This is a genomic window from Gluconacetobacter aggeris, assembly GCF_014174395.1.
GTDB lineage: Bacteria > Pseudomonadota > Alphaproteobacteria > Acetobacterales > Acetobacteraceae > Gluconacetobacter > Gluconacetobacter aggeris.
Genome location: NZ_JABEQD010000004.1, coordinates 268651 through 283928, shown reverse-complemented (window position 1 = coordinate 283928; position 15278 = coordinate 268651). Strand labels below are relative to the sequence as shown.

The 15278-nt window shown below is 65.9% G+C and carries 16 protein-coding genes; 1 reads left to right on the top strand and 15 read right to left on the bottom strand.

The window, feature by feature from the left end:
* Positions 1-27 precede the first annotated feature (27 nt).
* The 12 genes from dxr to folK all read right to left on the bottom strand — a co-directional run bounded on the left by dxr (position 28) and on the right by folK (position 10784).
* Positions 28-1185: a 1-deoxy-D-xylulose-5-phosphate reductoisomerase gene (gene dxr / locus HLH36_RS08590; protein ID WP_182985965.1), complete on the bottom strand. Its 1158-nt coding sequence runs from the start codon at positions 1183-1185 to the stop codon at positions 28-30.
* 37 nt (positions 1186-1222) lie between these two features.
* Positions 1223-2152: a phosphatidate cytidylyltransferase gene (locus HLH36_RS08585; protein WP_408871867.1), complete on the bottom strand. Its 930-nt coding sequence runs from the start codon at positions 2150-2152 to the stop codon at positions 1223-1225.
* Positions 2118-2795 carry a polyprenyl diphosphate synthase gene (gene uppS / locus HLH36_RS08580; RefSeq protein WP_182986049.1) on the bottom strand — a complete coding sequence of 226 codons (678 nt, stop codon included), beginning with the start codon at positions 2793-2795 and terminating at the stop codon, positions 2118-2120. The genes HLH36_RS08585 and uppS overlap by 35 nt, the downstream gene beginning before the upstream one ends.
* A 142-nt stretch (positions 2796-2937) precedes the next feature.
* Positions 2938-3504, bottom strand: coding sequence for a ribosome recycling factor (gene frr, locus HLH36_RS08575; RefSeq protein WP_182985963.1), 567 nt, complete (start codon positions 3502-3504; stop codon positions 2938-2940).
* Between the two features lie 95 nt (positions 3505-3599).
* Positions 3600-4340 (bottom strand): UMP kinase, encoded by a 741-nt coding sequence (gene pyrH, locus HLH36_RS08570; protein ID WP_182965388.1) that lies wholly within the window; start codon positions 4338-4340, stop codon positions 3600-3602.
* A gap of 131 nt (positions 4341-4471) precedes the next feature.
* Positions 4472-5416 carry a GTPase Era gene (gene era, locus HLH36_RS08565; RefSeq protein ID WP_246376584.1) on the bottom strand — a complete coding sequence of 315 codons (945 nt, stop codon included), beginning with the start codon at positions 5414-5416 and terminating at the stop codon, positions 4472-4474.
* On the bottom strand, positions 5413-6162 hold the full coding sequence (rnc, locus tag HLH36_RS08560; RefSeq protein ID WP_182985962.1) for a ribonuclease III: 750 nt from the start codon (positions 6160-6162) through the stop codon (positions 5413-5415). Before rnc ends, era begins: the two co-directional genes overlap by 4 nt.
* Positions 6159-6947: a signal peptidase I gene (lepB, locus tag HLH36_RS08555; protein ID WP_246376583.1), complete on the bottom strand. Its 789-nt coding sequence runs from the start codon at positions 6945-6947 to the stop codon at positions 6159-6161. The genes rnc and lepB overlap by 4 nt, the downstream gene beginning before the upstream one ends.
* Positions 6948-7091: 144 nt before the next feature.
* Complete coding sequence (gene acpS / locus HLH36_RS08550) at positions 7092-7502, bottom strand: holo-ACP synthase (RefSeq protein ID WP_182985960.1); 411 nt, start codon at positions 7500-7502, stop codon at positions 7092-7094.
* A complete protein-coding gene (locus tag HLH36_RS08545) occupies positions 7499-9811 on the bottom strand; it encodes a RelA/SpoT family protein (RefSeq protein ID WP_220792758.1) in 2313 nt (770 codons plus the stop codon). Before HLH36_RS08545 ends, acpS begins: the two co-directional genes overlap by 4 nt.
* Before the next feature lie 4 nt (positions 9812-9815).
* A complete protein-coding gene (gene rpoZ, locus HLH36_RS08540; RefSeq protein ID WP_182965379.1) occupies positions 9816-10211 on the bottom strand; it encodes a DNA-directed RNA polymerase subunit omega in 396 nt (131 codons plus the stop codon).
* Positions 10212-10286: 75 nt separating this feature from the next.
* Complete coding sequence (folK, locus tag HLH36_RS08535; protein ID WP_182985959.1) at positions 10287-10784, bottom strand: 2-amino-4-hydroxy-6-hydroxymethyldihydropteridine diphosphokinase; 498 nt, start codon at positions 10782-10784, stop codon at positions 10287-10289.
* Between the two features lie 210 nt (positions 10785-10994).
* Here folK and HLH36_RS08530 point away from each other — a divergent pair, with 210 nt between their 5' ends.
* Positions 10995-11609 carry a LabA-like NYN domain-containing protein gene (locus tag HLH36_RS08530; RefSeq protein WP_182985958.1) on the top strand — a complete coding sequence of 205 codons (615 nt, stop codon included), beginning with the start codon at positions 10995-10997 and terminating at the stop codon, positions 11607-11609.
* A gap of 62 nt (positions 11610-11671) precedes the next feature.
* Here the strand turns inward: HLH36_RS08530 and HLH36_RS08525 are convergent, their stop codons facing one another.
* The 3 genes from HLH36_RS08525 to msrP form a co-directional block, all read right to left on the bottom strand.
* The gene (locus tag HLH36_RS08525) at positions 11672-13168 is read right to left on the bottom strand and encodes a malate:quinone oxidoreductase (protein WP_182985957.1); all 1497 of its coding nucleotides are present in this window, start codon (positions 13166-13168) and stop codon (positions 11672-11674) included.
* Positions 13169-13621: 453 nt separating this feature from the next.
* Complete coding sequence (gene msrQ / locus HLH36_RS08520; protein ID WP_182985956.1) at positions 13622-14233, bottom strand: protein-methionine-sulfoxide reductase heme-binding subunit MsrQ; 612 nt, start codon at positions 14231-14233, stop codon at positions 13622-13624.
* Positions 14233-15189, bottom strand: coding sequence for a protein-methionine-sulfoxide reductase catalytic subunit MsrP (msrP, locus tag HLH36_RS08515; RefSeq protein WP_182985955.1), 957 nt, complete (start codon positions 15187-15189; stop codon positions 14233-14235). Before msrP ends, msrQ begins: the two co-directional genes overlap by 1 nt.
* Positions 15190-15278: the final 89 nt, after the last annotated feature.

The window sequence follows — 15278 nt, the reverse complement described above, 5'->3', positions numbered from 1 at the left end:
CCCGGGACACACGAACCCGGGCATAAGTCAGGCAGCAAGCGATGTCGTACGCAAGCGTGCCGCGCGACGGGCTTCCTCGTCCCAATGCAGCACCTCCTCCAACGAATCGGCACTCTGGTGTCCAAGAGCCCACATTACGTCCTCGACCACCCGCGCGATGTCGAGGAATCCGATGGAGCCCCCCAGAAACGCCTCGACCGCAATCTCGTTTGCCGCCGACAAAATAGTGGGGACGGCACCGCCCGCACGCAAGGATTCACGCGCCAGCCGCAGTGCCGGAAAACGCACCTCGTCGGGCTCCTCGAAATCCATCCGTCCCAATGCCGCCAGATCCAAGCGGGGCGAGTTCGTCGCCATGCGTGCCGGCCAGGCCAGGGTATGGGCGATCGGGATACGCATGTCGGCCGATCCCATCTGGGCCACGATACTACCGTCGCTGTACTGGACCAGACCATGCACCACCGATTGCGGATGTACCACGACCCCGATCCGGTCCTCGGTTAGCGCAAACAGGCGCGCCGCCTCGATCACCTCCAGCCCCTTGTTGAACATGGTGGCCGAATCGATGGTGATCTTGGCGCCCATCGTCCATGTCGGATGCCTCAGCGCCGCTTCCAGCGTCGCCTTTTCCATCTCGGCAAGCGTAGACCGGCGGAATGGCCCACCCGAGGCGGTCAATACGATCTTCTCCACTTCAGAGACCTGACGGTCGGCCATCGACTGGAAGATCGCGTTGTGTTCGGAATCGACCGGCAGCAACGTGGCATCGGCCAGTTCCACCGCACGCAGCATGACGTCACCCGCGCAGACAAGGGCCTCCTTGTTCGCCAGCGCGACGGAACCACCGTTCTTTACCGCCGCCAGCGTGGGCTCAAGCCCAATCGCCCCGGTGATGGCAGCCATGGTCCAGTCCACCGGTCGCGCAGCAGCTTCGATCACCGCCTGCCGGCCGCCTGATGCCGCAATGCCCGTCCCATCCAGCAATGTGCGTAGTTCCGGCAAGCAGGCCTCGTCAGCGATGACGGCATGTTCGACCCGCAATGCCCGGGCCTGCTCGGCCAGGCGCTGGACATTGCGCCCGCCGACCAGAGCGACAGCGCGAAAACGCTCCGGTGCCTGCAACAGCAGATCGACCGTGGAGCACCCGATACTACCGGTGCTGCCCAGAACGGTGACTGACTTCATGCCTCTTTCTTCCCTGCCGTTCGGCGTTGACACGCCATCATCCCAATCCGAGCGTACGCCCGCCGTCCAGCGCGTGCGGCACTACATCCGCGTGCGCCGCGAACAGGGCGGAAACCAGACCGGCGGGCGTCACATACCAGAACGCCCCGCCACCCGCCGCCCCCAGAGACAGCAGGGCTGCCAGCGGTGCTGCAACCAGCAGCCCATCGAAACGATCAAGCAGCCCGCCATGCCCCGGAATAATCGCGCCGGAATCCTTGACCCCACGCGCTCGCTTCAACGCGCTTTCCGCCAGGTCGCCGATCTGGGCCGCGACAGCCATCAACGCACCGAAAGCCACCCCACGCCCCCACGCATCAGGTCCGGACACAAGTGCGCAGACCAGTCCTCCGGCCACCATGGCACTGGCTAGCCCTCCCAACGATCCGGACCATGTCTTGGCTGGCGAGATCGCAGGCGCCAGCTTGGGCCCACCGATCAGGCGGCCGACCAGATAGGCCCCGCTATCGCTGATCGCGACACAGGTAATGACGAACAGCACGACGCCGGCACCAGGCATTGTCATTAGCCGCAGCCACAGCAGCGCCAGCCCTGCACAGCCGATCACCACCTGGCCGCTCCACAGCGCCGGACCAAATACGAATGCTCCGCCAATGACCAGGAAGGCCTCTAGCCAATGTCCGCCCAACGCCGCCGCCATGGCGGCAACCGGCCAAGCGACATATAGTGCGCCGCGCCAGGACCAAGCGTGCAATCCGAACAGGCGCCCCCACTCCACCGCCATGCCCGCCGTGGCCAGCAGGACGAGCACGGCGTAAGCAGTTCCTCCCGCCCATATACATAGCGCCGCCATAGGGACCAGCACGGCGGCAGAAATCAAACGAGCACGAAGGTCCTTCCAGTTCCTACCCCTACTTGGAATGGCGGGAGGCTCAGAGCGTGGGTCGAGCACCGAATCGCCTTTCACGCCGGGCGAACATGTCCAGCGCAGCGTCGAAATGCTGCTCATTGAAATCCGGCCAGAGCGTGTCAAGAAACACCAACTCAGCATAGGCCGACTGCCAGAGCAGAAAGTTGGACAAGCGGCATTCGCCGCTGGTCCGGATGATCAGATCCGGGTCGGGCAGATCGGCTGTGAGCAGGAAACGCCCGAACAGGGCCTCGTCCAGCCGGTCTGGGTCCAGCGTGCCATCACGCACGGCCAGAGCCACATGCTTCGCTGCCTGCATGATGTCGGCCCGTCCGCCGTAAGATAATGCCAGCACCAGCGTCAGCCGACGGTTAGCGGCTGTTGCCTCTTCTGCCCGCTTTGCTTCGGCTCGCACCTCGACGTCAAAACGCGACAGATCACCGATAATGCGGATCCGCACCCCTTCGCGCGACAACTCTGCCACTTTATGCCGCAGATAATAGCGAAGCAGAGATGTCAGGTCCGCCACCTCGTCGGGCGTCCGGCGCCAGTTTTCCGAGGAAAAGGCATATAATGTCAGATATCTGACTCCGCGCTTGATCGCAGCCTGGACGCAACGCCGCACTGCCTCGGCGCCCGCATTATGCCCCGCAGCACGAGGCAGCCCGCGGGCCATCGCCCAGCGCCCATTACCGTCCATGATCAACGCGACATGCTCCGGCGGGGCCGGAACGGCACCACCATCGCCTCGCCCCACCACAGGGAGCGGGGGCGTCGGAGGTGCCTGCGCGTCTGTTGTCCCAGCCGCCGGGCCGGGTACGGAGCCCACAGTCACAGCGAGGTCAGACCTGCTTGATCTCGCGTTCCTTTTCCGCGAGCATGTCGTCGATTCGCTTCACATACTGATCAGTCAGCTTCTGAATCGCCTCGGACCAGACCTTCACGTCATCCTGGCTGATTTCGCTTTTCTTTTCGAGCGTCTTCGTCTGGTCCATGCCGTCACGCCGCACGCCGCGCACCGCGATCTTCGCGTTCTCGGAATATTTTCCGGCGGTGCGGGCCAGATCGTTTCGGCGCTCCTCGGTCAACTGCGGAATGGGCACCCGCACGGTCTGCCCGTCCGCAGCCGGGTTCAACCCAAGCCCGCTATCGCGAATCGCACGCTCCACCGCGCCGACCAGCGACCGGTCCCACACCTGCACGGTCAGCATCCGGGCTTCGGGCACCGCGATCGACCCGACCTGCGTCAACGGCACTTCACCACCATAAGCCTCGACCCGCACCGGTTCGATCAGGGCGGGGCTGGCCCGTCCCGACCGCAATCCAGCGAAATCGCGGCGCAGGCTCTCCAGCGCGCCGTCCATCCGGCGGACAAGGTCATCCAGCAGTGTCTTCTGATCAGCAGCCACAATGGCCCTCCACACTCAAGCAGGGCAGCCGCCGGAGCGGCCGCCCGTCACAACATATCATATCCCGCCGCGTGAGCGCCGGGTCAGCGAAGCTGTCAGGATGCCTCGACGATCTTGGTATACAGCCCCTCACCCCGCATCACCTGGGGAAACGCCCCCGGCGCATGGATATTGAACACGAGGATGGGCAGCCGGTTTTCGCGCGCCAGACTGATAGCCGCGGCGTCCATCACATGCAGATCGCGCGCCAGCACGTCGAGATAGGTCAGCGTCTCGAAGCGCGTGGCGTCCGCGACCTTACGCGGGTCGGCCGAATAGACGCCGTCGACCTGCGTGCCCTTCAGCAGGGCGTCGCACTCCATTTCGGCTGCGCGCAAGGCGGCTGCCGTGTCGGTGGTAAAGAAAGGATTGCCCGTTCCCGCCGCGAAAATGACCACACGGCCTTTTTCCATATGGCGGACCGCCCGCCGGCGGATATAAGGTTCCGCCACCGACGACATATGGATGGCCGACATCACGCGCGTCGGCACGCCGTGCCGCTCCAGTGCGTTCTGCACCATCAAGGCGTTGATCACGGTCGCCAGCATGCCGGCATAATCGCCCTGCGCGCGGTCCATGCCCCGCGCGGCAGCCGCGACACCGCGGAAGATATTGCCGCCGCCGATCACCAGGCAGACCTCGACCCCAGCCCGGGCCACGGTGGCCACATCGCTGGCGATGGTATCCACCATCTCGGGGTCGATGCCGTACGAGCCGTCGCCCATCAGGGCTTCGCCCGAAATTTTCAGCAGGACACGGCGGTAACCCTGAACGTCTTGTGCTTCACGATCCGTCACGAGGTCCCCCGATTGCTCACATGATGGCTCCTCACGGGGTAGCCCCCGTCCGGCCCATACTTACGCCGATCCTCTTATCCCCCCTTAGGATCGGTCACAAGCACGCTCGTCGTCTCGAAATCATTCCCGGTTCAAGAGGCGTCGTCCAGTCCGATGGCGCGCAGGCGTGCCTTCTCCTCGTCCCAACCGGCGCGCTCCTTCACGTTCAGAAACAGATGGCATGTCCTGCCCAGCAGGCGTGACAGATCCTTGCGCGCCTTTTCGCCGATCGAGCGGATGCGGCTGCCCTTCTCGCCGATCAGGATCGCCTTGTGCCCCGCTCGCGCCACATAGATCGTCACCTCGATCCGCACCGAACCGTCGGGCTGCTCGCGGAAGCTCTCGGTTTCGGCGGTCGCGGCATAGGGCACTTCTTCGTGCGTCTGAAGAAAGATCTGCTCGCGTACCAGTTCAGCCGCCAGCAGGCGATCGGGCAGGTCGGTCAGGTCGTCTTCGGGATAGAGGTACGGTCCCTCGGGCACCGCAGCACCCAGCGCGTCCAGCAGGTCGTCCACCCCGTCACCACTACGCGCGCTGACCATGTAGACATGCTCCACGTCCAGCAGGCCGGACAATTCGGCCGTCAGCGGCAGCAGCGCCTGACGGTCCACCAGATCGGTCTTGTTCAGCACCAGCCAGACGCGACGGCGCGTCTTGGCCAACTGCTCGACAATGGGGCGCACCGTGTCACACAGGCCGCGACGCGCGTCGATCAGCAACAGCGTGATGTCGGCGTCCTCGGCCCCGGTCCACGCCGCCGCGACCATTGCGCGGTCCAGCTTGCGCCGGGGCTTGAAGATGCCTGGTGTGTCCACCAGCAGGATCTGGCTGACGCCACGCATCAGGATGCCCAGCACGCGAAAGCGCGTCGTCTGCGCCTTTGGGCTGACGATGGAGAGTTTCGCCCCCGCCATTCGGTTCAGCAATGTCGATTTCCCGGCATTCGGCGCACCGACGATAGCGACAAAGCCGCAGCGGGTGGTCATATCCTGTACCCTTTCCAGCGAGGTCGTCCCCTCGCCACAATAATCCGTCATCCGATCCGCCGCAGCAGGTCTGCCGCCGCTGCGCTTTCGGCAGCACGCTTGCTGCCGGCCTCGCCTTCGCCCGACTGGCCACCGGCCGTCACTGCGATCACGAACCGAGGGGCATGCGACGGCCCGTCAACCAGGACCGTCCGATAGGATGGCAGCGGCTGCCCACGGGCCAGCACCCATTCCTGCAAGGCGGTCTTGGGGTCCTTGGGCGGGCGGGCCTGGGCGATGATCGCATCGTTCCAGGCCGCACGCACAAAGCGGCGCGCGGGTTCCAACCCGCCATCCAGATACATCGCACCCAGAATTGCCTCGACCGCGTCGGCCAGCACATTGGCCATCTGCCGCACGCCGGCGCGGGCCTCGTGTTCAGCCACGTCCAGGGCCTGCGTCAGGTCCATCGTGCCGGCTATAGCGGCCAGGACCGGACGCGAGACCAGATGGGCATGGCGGGGTCCGAGCGCGCCTTCCTGCTCGTCGGGGAAGCGCTCGAGCAGCCATTCGGCCATCAGCAGGCCCAGAACGCGGTCGCCGATGAATTCCAGCCGTTCGTTCGATCCGGCACCACGCCGCGATGCCGGCTGGCGGCTGCGGCGCCCCGCCCCGGCGCTGCGCTGGTGCGCGGCCGAGCGATGGGTCAGTGCTTCGCGCAGCAGGTCGGTTCGGCGAAAATGATAGCCCAGACGCGCCTCGACCGCCTTCACGTCCGCGCCCGGCGCACCATCATCCAGGAGACCTTCTCCGCTCATCTCACGCCCATGAAGAGACGGTTCCAGCGGATTTCGGCCGGCCACATCCAGAATTCCCATACCGGATAGCGCGCGTCGAGCGACAGGAAGATCCATTTGGCCTGGCCGATCAGGTTTTCCATCGGCACGAAGCCCAGATCTTCCGGGTCATCGCCCATGAAGCGGCTGTCGGCGCTGTCGTCGCGATTGTCGCCCATTGCGAAGAAATAGCCCGGCGGCACGACATAGACAGGGGTATCGTTCTGGAATCCCTCGTTTGTCAGCTTCAGGATATCGTGCTCGACCGGCGGCGCGCCTGCGCTGCCCGGCAGCGTTTCCCGGAAGCGCTGGCCTTCCATGCGGGTGCGATGCTCGTCGACCGCGACGTAATCGCCCTTGGCCACGCGGGGTACCAGCACGTCGTTGAGGTAGAGCTCGCCCCCGCGGACCTGCACGCGGTCACCCGGCAGGCCGACGATGCGCTTGATATAGTCGATCGACGTGTCCCTGGTGAAACGGAAGACCGCGACATCGCCGCGATGAGGCACGCTTTCGAAGATTCGCCCGCTGAACAGATCGGGAGACCATGGCAGCGAGAAATGGGAGTAGCCGTAGCTGTATTTGGCGACCCAGAGATAGTCCCCGACCTGCAAGGTGGGAATCATCGATCCGGACGGTATGTTGAACGGCTCGAACAGCACGGTGCGCACCCCGATCGCCAGCGCGCCGGCGATGACGATGGTGCGGACCAGGTCCCAGACGCCACGCAAGGCCGGAAGAATACCCCCGGAGGAGAGGGGGGACATGTGGGTCTTGTGCGGGTCGTCCATAGGGATGATGTCTGAATCCGGAAGTGATGCGGAGGGGTCCGCCCGAGGGGGCCGGACGGCAAGCCCGCGGATGAAGCGAGGGGGACCATCCCCACCCGGCGCGCCGACCTTAGCCCGATCCTAGGGAGCTGGACCAGCGTCGATCATCACCTGCGCGAACGCATAGGGATATTCGTCGGTCATGGTCAGGAGAATCCGCGCGGCCTCGCCGGGCGGCAGGAGGGCATCCAGCCGGGCCCGGGCCCCGCCGGTCAGGACCATGACGGGCTGGCCGGTCGGCAGATTGTCGACCCCCAGGTCGCGATGGAACACGCCGAGCGAAAATCCGGTCCCCAGTGCCTTGGCGCAGGCTTCCTTCGCCGCCCACCGCTTGGCGTAGGCGCCCAGCCGCGCCTGCCCCTGCCGCCGGTCGGCCCGCCGCCGCTCGGCTTCGGTGAAGACACGGTCCAGAAACCGTTCGCCGTGGCGATCCAGCGCGCGTTCGATGCGCCGGATATCGCACAGGTCGGACCCGATGCCGAGCAGACTCATCCTTTCGCCCGCTCCACCTGGACGACGCTGCTGGAGGCGCGCATCGCGGCGATCAGCGACGAGAGATGGCGCAGGTCGCGCACCTCGATATCCGCCAGGATCTCCATGAAATCGAGCTGGCGGTTGACGATGCGCAGATTGACGATGGTGCCGTCATGCTTGGAGGCGACATTGGTCAGGGTCGCCAGGATCGAGGGCTCGTTGGCGGCGACGATGCTGAGCCGTCCGATATGCGGCTCGCTCGTGCCCCGCGCGATCACGTCGTAATCCCAGTCCACGTCCATGAAGCGCTCGGGCGTGGCGGCGAAGCTCTCCAGCGTCTGGCAGCCGGCGGTGTGGATGGTGATGCCCTTGCCGGTCGCGACGATCCCCACGATCCGGTCCCCGGGCAGCGGATGGCAGCAGCCCGCGAAATGGACCGCGATGCCGGGGCCGATGCCGGCCAGCGCCATGCCGCCGCCCGATTTGGGCCGCCCGGTGCGCGTGGGTGCGCGCATGGGAATGCCCGGCACCATGCGCGGCGCGCGCGGCGTCTGGCGCAGTGCGGGATAGGCCGCATGCACCACGTCGCGCGGCCCGATATTGCCGTTGCCGACCGCGACGTACAGATCTTCGACCGAAGCCTGTTTCAGGTCGGACAGGATGCTCTCCAGCACCTTTTCCGACCCGTCCACGCCCTCCTGCCGGAAGGCCTTGGCCAAGGCGGCGCGGCCGCCATCGACATGGGCCTCGCGCTGCTGGGCGGCGACATGACGGCGGATGCGCGCCCGCGCCTTGCCGGTGACGACGAACCGCTCCCACGACGGCGACGGCGTGCCGCCGCGGGCCGTCATGATCTCGACCTGGTCGCCGTTCTGCAATTCGTGACGCAGCGGCATCAGCCGCCCGTTGATCCGTGCGCCCACACAGGTATCGCCGACCTGGCTGTGCACCGCGTAGGCGAAATCGACCGGCGTGGCCCCCCGTGGCAGCGAGATGAGCTGCCCCTTGGGAGTGAAGCAGAAGACCTGATCCTGGTAGAGTTCGAGCTTGGTGTTTTCCAGGAATTCGTCGGGTGCCGCCGAGTCCTCCAGGATGTCCAGCAGGTCCTGCACCCAGCGCAGGCCGGTGACGACCTGTGCGGCACCGCCGGCGCCGGGTAACTGCTTGTACATCCAGTGCGACGCCACGCCGTTCTCGGCGATGTCGTGCATCTCGGCAGTGCGGATCTGCACCTCGATCTTCTGGTTGCGCGGATAGCGCAGCGTCACGCCCGTATGCAGGCTCTGATAGCCGTTGGCCTTGGGCGTGGAGATGTAGTCCTTGAACCGGCCGACGATGACGGGGAAAGCGGCATGGACCGCCCCCAATGCCACGTAGCAGGCCTCACGCGTCGGCACGATGATGCGAAAGGCCATGATGTCGGAAAGCTGCTCGAAGGCGACATTGCGCTTCTGCATCTTTTCCCAGATCGAGAACGGCGATTTTTCACGCCCCGACACCTCGACCTCGCCCAGCCCGGCATCGCGGCACAACCGGACCAGCTCGCGCCGCACCTCTTCGATCACGTCGGCGCCCTGGCCGCGCAGATAGTTCAGCCGTGCGCGGATGGTCGCGTTGGCTTCCGGCTCCAGCTCCGCGAAGGACAGGTTCTGGAGTTCGGTCTTGACCTTGTCCATGCCGATGCGCCCGGCCAGGGGCGCATAGATTTCCATGGTCTCGCGCGCGATGCGCTGGCGCCGGTCGAGCCGCTGCACATAATGCAGCGTGCGCATATTGTGCAGCCGGTCCGCCAGCTTGACGATCAGTACCCGGATGTCCTTGGACATCGCGAGCACCAGCTTGCGGAAATTCTCGGCCTGCTTGGTGCGGTCGGACTGGAGCTCCAGCCGGGTCAGCTTGGTGACGCCATCCACCAGGTCGGCGATGGCCGGCCCGAATTCGGCGCGCAGCCGCTCGTGCGTGACGCCGGTATCCTCGATCGTGTCGTGCAGCAGCGCGGTTGCGATCGAGGACGGGTCGAGATGGAAGCCGGCGAGGATGCTGGCCACCGCCAGCGGATGGGTAATGTAAGGGTCGCCGTTGTCGCGGACCTGCCCGGCATGGGCTTCCTGCGCCACGGCGAAGGCCCGGCGGATCAGGTCGAGATCGGCATCCGGAGCATAGGCGCGGACACGCCGCACAAGCCCTTCGCAGGAAATGACGCGGGCGGGGGGCTGTGTGGTCCCGGCGGGTTCACCCTCTTCCGGTTCAGGCGCGGACGCGGGCGAGGCCGGCGCCTGAGCGGCGACAGGTACCGTGTCGGCAGGGCCGGCCGCATCCGCTGCCATGGGCTTATCGCCGCGAACGGCCGCCCAGCTCGGCCTCGATCGCGGCCTCCAGTTCCTCGGCCGACATGCCGGCCCCGTGGGCCGCCTCTTCCTCGGCCGAAACGTCCTGAAGACCGAAAATATTCTGCTCGGTCGGGATCAGGTCCATCACTTCCTCATCCGCCGGCTCGGGCTCGGGCGCGCGGGCCAGCGAACGGACCAGGTCGCTGCGGATCTGTTCCAGTTCGATCGTCTGGTCCGCGATTTCACGCAGTGCAACGACCGGGTTCTTGTCGTTGTCGCGGTCGATCGTCAGCTCCTCGCCACGCGACAGGCCGCGCGCGCGCTGCGCCGCCAGCAGAACCAGCTCGAAGCGATTGGGAACCCGTTCAACGCAATCTTCGACGGTGACGCGAGCCATGAGGCAGGCCTCCGGAGTAAATTAGTTAAAAAAACAATTTTATCCACAACGAACGTCAAACGCAAGGTCCGCGTGTCACGCGCCTTCCAGGCGGCGGATCTGCTGGTCCGCGAGGGCCGCGATCGACGCCCCGATACCATGCCCGGTCCTGGGATTGCACCAGTCCGGCGCCACATCGCGCAAGGGCAGCAGGACGAACGCCCGCTCCTCGGCCCGGGGATGCGGCAGGATGGGATCGGGGGCATCGCGCACGCAATCCCCCATCGCCACGATATCCAGGTCGAGCGGCCGCGCGGCGTTGGCGACCGTACGCCGCCGCCCGGCCTCGGCCTCGATCGCCTGCAGGGCGGCCAGCAGCGTTGCCGGGTCGACCTCCCCTTCCGCCGCCACCATGCCATTGACATAAGGCGGCTGGCCGGACGGCGGAATCGGCGCGCTTTCATACCATGCCGAGACCGCCGTGACCCGCAATCCGGGAATGGTGGCGATACGCCCGACCGCCCAGCGGCAGGTCTCGATCGGCGTGCCGCCCCCTTCGCGCGGCAGATTGGCCCCGATCGCGATCAGGATCATCGGACCCGCCGCCGCGCCGCAATTCCATGGAGTCCACCCGATGGCGGTGGCGTTTCAGCGTTTTGCAAAAGGAACATCATATGCCTTATTCGCCCATATCAATTTGCCCACGGCGGCTCTACCCTTCCGCCTGGTGGGCATATTGTTAAGTGCGGCAATCAATCCGCGCGACATTTCCAGCTCAGGCCATACTACAAGGATTCAAGGCCCATGTTTTTTCAACCCGACGAACGTACATGTCTTTTTATCGATGGTTCAAGTCTCTATTCGGCTTCCCGTCATTTGGGGTTCGACGTCGATTACCGCAATCTGCTGACATTCTTCCGTTCCAAATGTCACATCATCCGCGCCTATTATTATTCCGCGATCCTGGAAAGCGAGGAATATTCGCCCCTCAAGCCCCTGACCGACTGGCTGGTCTATAACGGCTATTCGCTCGTCACCAAGACGGCACGGGAATTCGTCGACCAGAACGGGCGGCGGCGCGTGAAAGGCAGCATGGATATCGAGCTTGCCGTCGACATGATGGAGATGGCTCCCAAGATCGACCATGCCGTCCTGTTCAGCGGCGATGCGGATTTCCGGCGCCTGCTGGAAAGCGTCCAGCGTCAGGGCGTGCGGACCACGGTCGTCTCGTCCGTCCGCACCTCGCCGCCGCTGATCGGCGACGATCTGCGGCGCCAGGCGGACCAGTTCATCGAACTCGCCGACATCGCGGCGCAGTTCACCCGCCGCCAGAGCGAGGCCCGCGTGACCCGCCAGCAGCAGGCCCCCGTCCGCCACCCGGCGGACCAGTTCAGCGAACTGGACCACGACGAAGACTGACGGACACCGGAGCCGGGCAAGGCCGCACGCGGCGCCCTGCCCGGCCCGTGTCCTGTCGGGCCTCAGCCCTCGAGTTGCAGGGCCCGCGTCGTCCAGTCATGCACATGGGCGCACAATTCGGGCCGGTCGGCCAGCGGGCCGCCATAGGACGGGATCATTTCCTTCAGCTTCGCGTCCCAGCGCGGCAGCTCGCCGGCAAAGCATTTGCGGATGACGGTCAGCATGATCGACACGGCGGTCGAAGCCCCCGGCGAGGCCCCCAGCAGCGCCGCGACCGTGCCGTTGGCGCCGGTGATGACTTCGGTGCCGAATTGCAGGACCCCGCCTTTCTTTTCGTCCTTCTTGATCACCTGCACGCGCTGGCCGGCGGTGATCAGTTCCCAATCCTCGGCCCGGGCGTTCGGGACGAAGTCGCGCAGCGCATTCAGGCGCGTCTCGTTGGATTGCAGGACCTGCTGCACCAGGTAGCGGGTCAGCGGCATATTGTCGCGGGCCACGGCCAGCATGGCGCCCAGATTGTCCATGCGAATCGATTTCGGCAGGTCCCACAGCGACCCCTGCTTCAGGAACTTGGTCGAGAAGCCGGCATAGGGGCCGAACAGCAGCCCCTCCCTGCCGTCGATCACGCGGGTATCCAGATGCGGCACCGACATGGGCGGCGCGCCGACCGATGCCTTGCCGTAGACCTTGGCATGGTGACGGGCGACGATATCGGGGTTGGTGCAGCGCAGGAACTGCCCGCTGACCGGGAAGCCGCCGACCCCCTTCGATTCGGGGATGCCGGTCTTCTGCAGCAGCGGCAGCGCGCCGCCGCCGGCGCCGATGAAGACGAAGCGCGCGGCCACCGGCACGGTGGCGTTCGTCGTGAGGTCGCGCACCGAAACGCGCCAGGCGCCGGAGGCGTCCTGCTTCAGGTCCTCGACCTCATGCGACAGTTTCAGGTCGAAACCCGGCTGACCCGACAGGAAATTCACCAGCAGATGCGTCAGCGCACCGAAATTCACGTCGGTCCCCGACGCGATCCAGGTCGCGGCCAGCTTGGGGCCGGCCGTGCGGCCCTCCATCACCAGCGGCATCCACTGCGCGAGCTGTGCCGGGTCGGTCGAGAAGCGCATGCCGCTGAACAGCGGGTGATCCTTCAATGCTTCGTAGCGGCGGCGCAGGTAATCGCAATTCTCGTCGCCCCAGACGAAACTCATGTGCGGAATCGGGTTGAGGAACGCGCGGGGCGAGGCGATCACGCCCGACTCGACCAGATAGGCCCAGAACTGGCGCGAAAGCTGGAAGGCCTCGTTCACGCCGACGGCCTTGGAAATGTCGATCGTGCCGTCGGCGCGCGACGGCGTGTAATTCAGCTCGCACAGCGCGGAATGGCCCGTGCCGGCATTGTTCCAGGCGTTGGAACTCTCCTTCGCCACGTCGTCCAGCCGCCCGAACATGCCGATCGACCAGTCCGGCTGCAGAAGCTTGAGAAGCGCGCCCAACGTCGCGCTCATGACCCCCCCGCCGATCAGGACGACGTCATAGGCGGATTCGGTTCGGGTCGTATGCGAGGTCATGACATTCTCCGGAACGAGGCGCGCAGGCCGAGGCCTGTGAATACGGTCTGGGCCGCCGGTCCCATCGCGGCGGACCGAAGGCGGGAAAGGGTGATCGTCCATGAACCGGACGAACCTGAACCAGGTGCCATGCGGGCCGTACCGTCGCGGACAGTCCGCACATCGCACATACGGTATCGCACAGCCATCACCCGGTCCGGTCCACCGGAACGCCTCAACCTCTTGCCATCTGAACCGGTTTTCCGAGGCATCATCTCTGCGCGAGCCGATCCTGACCCGCCTTGCCCGCCACGGCAAGCGGCGAATGAATACAGATTCCGCCTCTTCCTTTTTATTTCTTCCATTTTTCGGACTTCCCCGTCGGAGTGGCGCTTCTGTCCATTCCATTACCGCATGACTGTCAGGCTTTTCCCGCATCATGGCAAGGGAACCGCCCGCCGCAATGCGGGACGCTCAGACTGACGGCGTTTTCACGCGGCGGGGCATGACCCGATAGACCCGGAAAGCCAGCAGGGCGGCCACGACCAGGCCATAGAGCAGCGTTTCGACCCGTATGACCTTGAAAGACAGGATGAAATGGATGGCGGCGCAGATCGCGGCGGCATAGACCCAGCGATGCAGCGCCTTCCAGCGCCGCCCCAGCCTGCGGATGGCCCAGCCATTGGACGTGGCGGCCAGCGCGGACAGGATGGTGAAGGCGACCATGCCGAGGATGATGAAGGGCCGCATGGTCACGTCGGCCAGCAGGGTGTGCAGGTCGAACCCCTGGTCGAGCGCCACATAGGCCGACAGGTGGAACAGCGCATACCAGAAGGCCAGCAGCCCCACCGCCCGCCGGTAGCGGAGCAGATTGACCCCGGCCAGGTCCCGCAGCGGCGTGATGCACAGCGACAGGATCAGGAACCGCAGGGCCCACAGGCCCAGCGTGCGCTCGAACGTATTGACCGGATCGGCCCCCAGCCGGTTCGTCGCCCCCAGGACGAACGAGACCACCGCCGGCGTCAGCCCGATGCCATACAGCGCCAGCCGGATCGGGCCGGCCGATCGCACGCGCCGCGCTGCCATCAGAAGTCGCGCCGCAGGTCCATGCCGGCATACAGGCCCGCCACCTGCTCGCCATAGCCGTTGAACGGCAGGGTCGGCTGACGCCCGGCACCGAAAAACCCGCCGCCGGCACCGATCGGCCGCTCGCTCGCCTGGCTCCAGCGCGGGTGGTCCACGGCGGGATTGACGTTGGCGTAGAACCCGTATTCGTCGGGTGCGCGGACATTCCACGAGGTATGGGGCTGCCGGTCGGTCAGCCGGATGCGCACGATCGACTTGATGCCCTTGAACCCGTATTTCCACGGCACGACCAGCCGCACCGGCGCGCCGTTCTGGTTGGGCAGCGTCTGGCCGTACAGGCCGACGGCCAGGATCGTCAGCGGATGCATGGCCTCGTCCAGGCGCAGCCCCTCGACATAGGGCCAGTCCAGTACCGGCAGCACGCCGCCCTGTCCCGGCATTTCCGACGGGCGCACCACCGATTCGAAGGCGACATATTTCGCGCTGCCCAGCGGTTCGACCTCGGCCAGCAAATCGCGCAGCGCGAATCCGATCCACGGAATGACCATCGACCACGCCTCGACACAGCGCATGCGATAGATCCGCTCTTCCAGCTTGCGCCCCAGCAGCGCGTCGATGTCATAGGTGCGCGGCCTGGCCACCATGCCTTCGACCCGCACGGTCCATGGACGCGGATGGAAGTCGCCCGAGCGCTCGGCGGGGTCGGTCTTCTCCAGCCCGAATTCGTAGAAATTATTGTAGTGCGTCACATCGCGCAGCGGTGTGGGCTTCAGCCCCTCGCCCGACAGGGGGCCAGGCTGCGCCGCCAGATCCACCGCCCTGGCCGAGCGGGAGGGCAGGATGCCGCCGAGGAGGCCGGCGGCGGCACCCGCCGCCAGCAGGTCGCGCCGCGACAGCCAGAGAGCGTGCGGCGTGATGGAGGAGGATGGCGGAGAAGGGTAGCGGAAGACACGCATGCTGGACGCCTTCTGGAGCGGGGCGGGGCCGGGCCGGCGGGCCGCCTGGGGGAGGTGACACCGCCGGGATCGTCCGGCACCCTGCCGGA

What these genes read in the sequence shown, in the direction of transcription:
- uppS (WP_182986049.1), bottom strand. Translation starts at nt 2,795, where the DNA reads ATGGACGGTAATGGGCGCTGGGCGATGGCCCGCGGGCTGCCTCGTGCT.
- acpS (WP_182985960.1), bottom strand. Translation starts at nt 7,502, where the DNA reads ATGAGTCTGCTCGGCATCGGGTCCGACCTGTGCGATATCCGGCGCATC.
- folK (WP_182985959.1), bottom strand. Translation starts at nt 10,784, where the DNA reads ATGATCCTGATCGCGATCGGGGCCAATCTGCCGCGCGAAGGGGGCGGC.
- rpoZ (WP_182965379.1), bottom strand. Translation starts at nt 10,211, where the DNA reads ATGGCTCGCGTCACCGTCGAAGATTGCGTTGAACGGGTTCCCAATCGC.
- era (WP_246376584.1), bottom strand. Translation starts at nt 5,416, where the DNA reads ATGACGGATTATTGTGGCGAGGGGACGACCTCGCTGGAAAGGGTACAG.
- HLH36_RS08545 (WP_220792758.1), bottom strand. Translation starts at nt 9,811, where the DNA reads ATGGCAGCGGATGCGGCCGGCCCTGCCGACACGGTACCTGTCGCCGCT.
- lepB (WP_246376583.1), bottom strand. Translation starts at nt 6,947, where the DNA reads ATGTCCCCCCTCTCCTCCGGGGGTATTCTTCCGGCCTTGCGTGGCGTC.
- msrP (WP_182985955.1), bottom strand. Translation starts at nt 15,189, where the DNA reads ATGCGTGTCTTCCGCTACCCTTCTCCGCCATCCTCCTCCATCACGCCG.
- HLH36_RS08525 (WP_182985957.1), bottom strand. Translation starts at nt 13,168, where the DNA reads ATGACCTCGCATACGACCCGAACCGAATCCGCCTATGACGTCGTCCTG.
- msrQ (WP_182985956.1), bottom strand. Translation starts at nt 14,233, where the DNA reads ATGGCAGCGCGGCGCGTGCGATCGGCCGGCCCGATCCGGCTGGCGCTG.
- HLH36_RS08530 (WP_182985958.1), top strand. Translation starts at nt 10,995, where the DNA reads ATGTTTTTTCAACCCGACGAACGTACATGTCTTTTTATCGATGGTTCA.
- dxr (WP_182985965.1), bottom strand. Translation starts at nt 1,185, where the DNA reads ATGAAGTCAGTCACCGTTCTGGGCAGCACCGGTAGTATCGGGTGCTCC.
- rnc (WP_182985962.1), bottom strand. Translation starts at nt 6,162, where the DNA reads ATGAGCGGAGAAGGTCTCCTGGATGATGGTGCGCCGGGCGCGGACGTG.